The following is a 4,556-nucleotide window of genomic DNA, read 5'->3' as shown; positions in this document are numbered from 1 at the left end:
GGCGCAGCTTCCGGGGTCGTTGAGCGAGCGGAGCGAGACGAAACGGGGTTCCCGGGTGGGGGCGTTTCGTCTCGGGCGCTGCGCGTCCTCGCTCAACGTCCCCGGGCGGAGCCCCGGCGGGGTGGTGTCTCCGCGGGTTCGCTGCGCGGGCGCACTTTCCGGGGTCGTTGAGCGGGCGCAGCTTCCGGGGTCGTTGAGCGAGCGGAGCGAGACGAAACGGGGTTCCCGGTTGGGGGGGCGTTTCGTCTCGGGCGCTGCGCGTCCTCGCTCAACGACCGAGGGCCGGGTCCGTCGCGGGCTAGGCTCGCCGCATGATCCCCGCCGACTGGACACCGCACCGCAGGGACGATCGCGAACTGCTCGGCTGGATCCGCCCGGACGGCGAGAGCTGGCGGGCCGTCGACGTGCTCGGGCGCGAGATCACCGACGCGACGGACTGGCTCGACGCGGAGGAGGCGCTCGAGGCGCACGGGATCGCATGGCTTGCGGACCCGTGGATCCTCGACGGCCAGGGCGACGAGCCCTTGCGGGTGCGGATCGTCGAGGTCGTCCCCGAGGGCGCAGCGCGGATCTCGGTCAAGGTCGACGACTTCGGCGACATGCAGCGACCGCCGACGGCGCGGTACGACCTGCCCTGGACTCTGCCCTCCCGCCTCCGGCCACCCGCGCCGGGCGATCCCGACGGCCGCACGCTCACACGCTGAGCGCCACCGATCCGCCGGGAGGAGTCCGTTCCCGGGCGACGGGGGACAAGCGCGGGGACGGCGCGACGGGGAATACTCCTCACGCCCGTGCGTTCCCGAGTTCTATGAAGGTTCTCCTGACCGGCGCGACCGGGTACATCGGCTCCTCCGTCCTCGACCGTCTCCTCGCGGAGGGGCATGAGGTCACGGCCCTCGTCCGCGCCGCCGACAAGGCGCGTGCGGCGGAGCAGGCGGGTGCTTCCCTGCTCGTCGGCGACGTCACCGACGCCGCGCTGGTGCGCGACGCCGCCGACGCGGCGGACGGCGTGATCCACACCGCGTCGACGCCGGAGGGCGACGGACCGTTCATCGATGCCGTGCTCTCCGCGATCGGCGGATCCGGCAAGCCCTTCGTGCACACCGGCGGCATCTGGAGCTACGGCGCCGGCGACGATCTCACCGAGCAGACCCCTCTCGACCGTGCCGCTCTCACCCGGTGGCGCGGCGCGGGGGAGGAGAAGGTGCTCGGCGCGGACGGGGTGCGCGGGATCCTCGTCGCACCGGCGATCGTGTACGGCCGCGGCGGCGGTCTGATCCGCCTCCTCACCGATCACGACGCCGACGCCGTCACGCTGATCGGCGACGGCAGCCAGCACTGGACGACGGTCGACGTCGACGACCTCGCCGCGCTGTACGTGCGAGCCCTGGAGCAGGGCGGCGCCGGCGAGACGTATCTCGCCGCATCGGGTCAGAACCCGACGGTGCGCGAACTCGGCGAGGCGGTCGCCGCCGGTGACGGGGCAGCGGCGGTCCGAGAGGAGACGCCCGCCGAGAGCAGGGAACGCCTCGGAGACGGTCTCGCAGATGCGCTGCTCCTGGACCAGCAGGCGCGGGGCGCCAAGCCGCGCGCCGAGCTGGGCTGGGAGCCCGTCGCGCGCCCGCTGGTCGATCAGCTCGCCGACGGGACCTACCTCAGCGCACGTCCTTCATGAGCGCGAGCACCGGCTTCACGGAGAGCAGCAGCCCGATGCCGACTACGATCGCGATCCCGCCGAGGATCGTGAAGTAGGGCACCTCGTTCTTCGGGTCGTAGTACTTCACGACCGCGCCGGAGATAGCGGTGCCCAGTGCGACCGAGAGGAAGAACAGCGCCACCATCTGCGTGTGGAACGCCGCGGGGGCCAGCTTGGTGGCGACCGAGAGTCCGATCGGCGAGAGCAGAAGCTCGGCGATCGTGAACACGAGCAGGATCCCGACGATCGCGAGCAGCGGCGTGGAGTTTTTCCCTCCGCCGGCGAACGGCAGGAACAGCAGGAAGGCGCCGCCCATGATGATCGCCGCGAGGGCGAACTTCGTGGGCGTCGTCGGCTGCCGGCGTCCGAGCCTCGTCCACAGTGCCGCGAAAACGCCCGAGAGCACGATGATGAACACCGGGTTGATCGACTGCACCCAGGAGACCGGCATCTCCCAGCCGAAGAGGTTCCGGTTCAGCCGCTCGTCGGAGTAGACCGTGAGCACCGTGAACTGCTGCTGGTAGAGCGACCAGAAGGCCACGCTCGTGATGAACAGCGGCAGGAACCCCCAGACGCGGGAGCGCTCGGTGCGGTCGATCTTCTTGCTCGACAGGATCACCGCGAAGTAGGCGATCGCGGCCACCGCGGTGACGAGGATCACGACCGTCGACAGGTTGTCGGGGCGGATCACCCCGGTCAGCACGAGCACGACGACGAGCAGGATCGCGACGACGGCGAGGATCCCGACCAGGGCGAAACGGGACCGGGGGAGCGGGTTGGGCACGTGGTGCGCGATCGCGGGGAGGCCGCGACGGCCGAACGAGTACTGCACGAGCCCGAGCGTCATCCCGAGCGCGGCGGCGCCGAAGCCGAAATGGAAGCCGAGGGAGGACTGCAGCAGGCCGGTGAGGATCGGGCCGAGGAATCCGCCGAGGTTGATCCCGAGGTAGAAGAGCGAGAATCCCGCGTCGCGGCGCACGTCGTCCGGTCCGTAGAGCGTGCCGACCACCGCGGTCGCGTTCGCCTTCAGCCCGCCCGAGCCGAAGGCGATGAGGATGAGACCGACCCCCACGCCCGCAGCGCCCGGGATCAGGGCGAGGGAGAGGTGCCCGGCGACGATGACGATCGCGGAGAAGAACAGTGTGCGCTCGGATCCGAGGATCCGATCCGCGATCCATGCGCCGAGGATCGTGGAGAGGTAGACCGCGCCGCCGTAGGCGCCGACGATCCCTCCCGCCACGGACTGAGGGATGCCGAGGCCGCCCTGCGACACCGAGTAGTACAGGTAGATGAGCAGGATGCCCTGCATGCCGTAGAAGCTGAACCGCTCCCACATCTCGACCCCGAAGATGTGCACGAGCGCCCAGGGCTGCCCGAAGAACCGGGTATCCCCCTCGCCCGCGGTGCTGTCGGAGCCGGAGGTCTTCTCTGCGGTGTTCACCCCTCGACGGTAGTCGCCCGCGTGTCGCCTGTCATATCGCGGCGCGGGGCGAGGACCGCCCCCGCCACGCGGGCGCGGCGGGCGCGGATAGGATTGATGGGCGCCTCTCTGCGCGCTTTCCCCGCACCATCGCGACCATTGGAGCCACCGTGGCCGAACAGTCCCGTCTTGACAAGGTCATCGCCCTCGCCCGCCACCGCGGGTTCGTGTTCCAAGCGGGTGAGATCTACGGCGGATCCCGCTCCGCCTGGGACTACGGCCCTCTCGGCACGGAGCTCAAGGAGAACATCCGCCGCCAGTGGTGGCAGACCTTCGTGCGCGGGCGCGGCGACATGGTCGGCCTCGACTCGTCGATCATCCTGCCCAAGCGGGTGTGGGAGGCCTCGGGTCACGTGGCGACGTTCACGGATCCGCTCGTCGAGTGCCTGCAGTGCCACAAGCGCTTCCGCGCCGACACCCTCATAGAGGACTTCGAGGCACGCAAGGGACGCCCCGCGGAGAACGGTCTGGCCGACATCCCGTGCCCGAACTGCGGCACGAAGGGCCAGTACACCGAGCCGAAGGAGTTCTCGGGCCTGGTGAAGACCTACCTCGGCGTCGTCGACGACGAGTCCGGCCTGTACTACCTGCGCCCCGAGACGGCGCAGGGCATCTTCGTGAACTTCTCGAACGTCCTCACCGCGAGCCGCAAGAAGCCGCCGTTCGGCATCGGGCAGGTCGGCAAGGCGTTCCGCAACGAGATCACGCCGGGCAACTTCATCTTCCGCACGCGCGAGTTCGAGCAGATGGAGATCGAGTACTTCGTGCCGCCGGCCGAGGCGCAGGAATGGTTCGAGCACTGGGTCGAGGCCTGCTGGGACTGGTTCATCGACCTCGGCATCGACCCGGCCAACATGCGCCGCTTCGACGTGCCGGAGGAAGATCGCGCCCACTATTCCGCCGGCACGATCGACGTGGAGTACCGCTTCGGCTTCGCGGGCAAGGAGTGGGGCGAGCTCATGGGCGTCGCCAACCGCACCGACTACGACCTGTCCAGCCACAGCGACGCGTCCGGATCCTCGCTCACCTACTTCGACCAGGCGTCGGGCGAGAAGTACGTCCCGTACGTGATCGAGCCGTCGTTCGGGCTCACCCGGTCGATGATGGCGTTCCTCGTGGACGCCTACGTCGAGGAGGAGGTGCCCAACGCCAAGGGCGGCACCGACGTGCGCACCGTCCTGAAGCTCGATCCGCGCCTCGCACCGGTCAAGGTCGCGGTGCTGCCGCTCTCCCGCAACGAGCGCCTCTCGCCCCTCGCCCGTCAGGTCGCCGATCAGCTCCGCGGGCACTGGGCGATCGACTTCGACGACGCCGGAGCCATCGGTCGCCGCTACCGCCGCCAGGACGAGATCGGCACCCCGTTCTGCGTCACGGTCGACT

4 protein-coding genes are annotated in these 4,556 nt (G+C 69.9%); 3 read left to right on the top strand and 1 reads right to left on the bottom strand.

Features of this window, described 5'->3' with window-relative positions:
- The first annotated feature begins 311 nt into the window (after window positions 1-311).
- Window positions 312-704, top strand: a complete 393-nt coding sequence (locus Q0P88_RS14020) for a hypothetical protein (protein WP_295014964.1) — start codon at window positions 312-314, stop codon at window positions 702-704.
- Between the two features lie 104 nt (window positions 705-808).
- Window positions 809-1,675: an NAD-dependent epimerase/dehydratase family protein gene (locus Q0P88_RS14015; RefSeq protein ID WP_295014963.1), complete on the top strand. Its 867-nt coding sequence runs from the start codon at window positions 809-811 to the stop codon at window positions 1,673-1,675.
- Here the strand turns inward: Q0P88_RS14015 and Q0P88_RS14010 are convergent.
- Complete coding sequence (locus Q0P88_RS14010) at window positions 1,656-3,032, bottom strand: peptide MFS transporter (RefSeq protein WP_295014965.1); 1,377 nt, start codon at window positions 3,030-3,032, stop codon at window positions 1,656-1,658. The two genes, Q0P88_RS14015 and Q0P88_RS14010, sit on opposite strands and share 20 nt — an antisense overlap.
- A 254-nt stretch (window positions 3,033-3,286) precedes the next feature.
- Between Q0P88_RS14010 and Q0P88_RS14005 the strand changes: the two genes are divergently transcribed.
- Window positions 3,287-4,556: glycine--tRNA ligase (locus Q0P88_RS14005; protein WP_295014962.1), on the top strand; the 1,270-nt coding region annotated here is incomplete at its 3' end.

It is taken from the genome of uncultured Microbacterium sp., assembly GCF_945952435.1.
In the GTDB taxonomy this organism is placed as follows: domain Bacteria; phylum Actinomycetota; class Actinomycetes; order Actinomycetales; family Microbacteriaceae; genus Microbacterium.
Note: the sequence above shows the minus strand (reverse complement) of the source record. Positions and strands in the feature narration are given on the sequence as shown.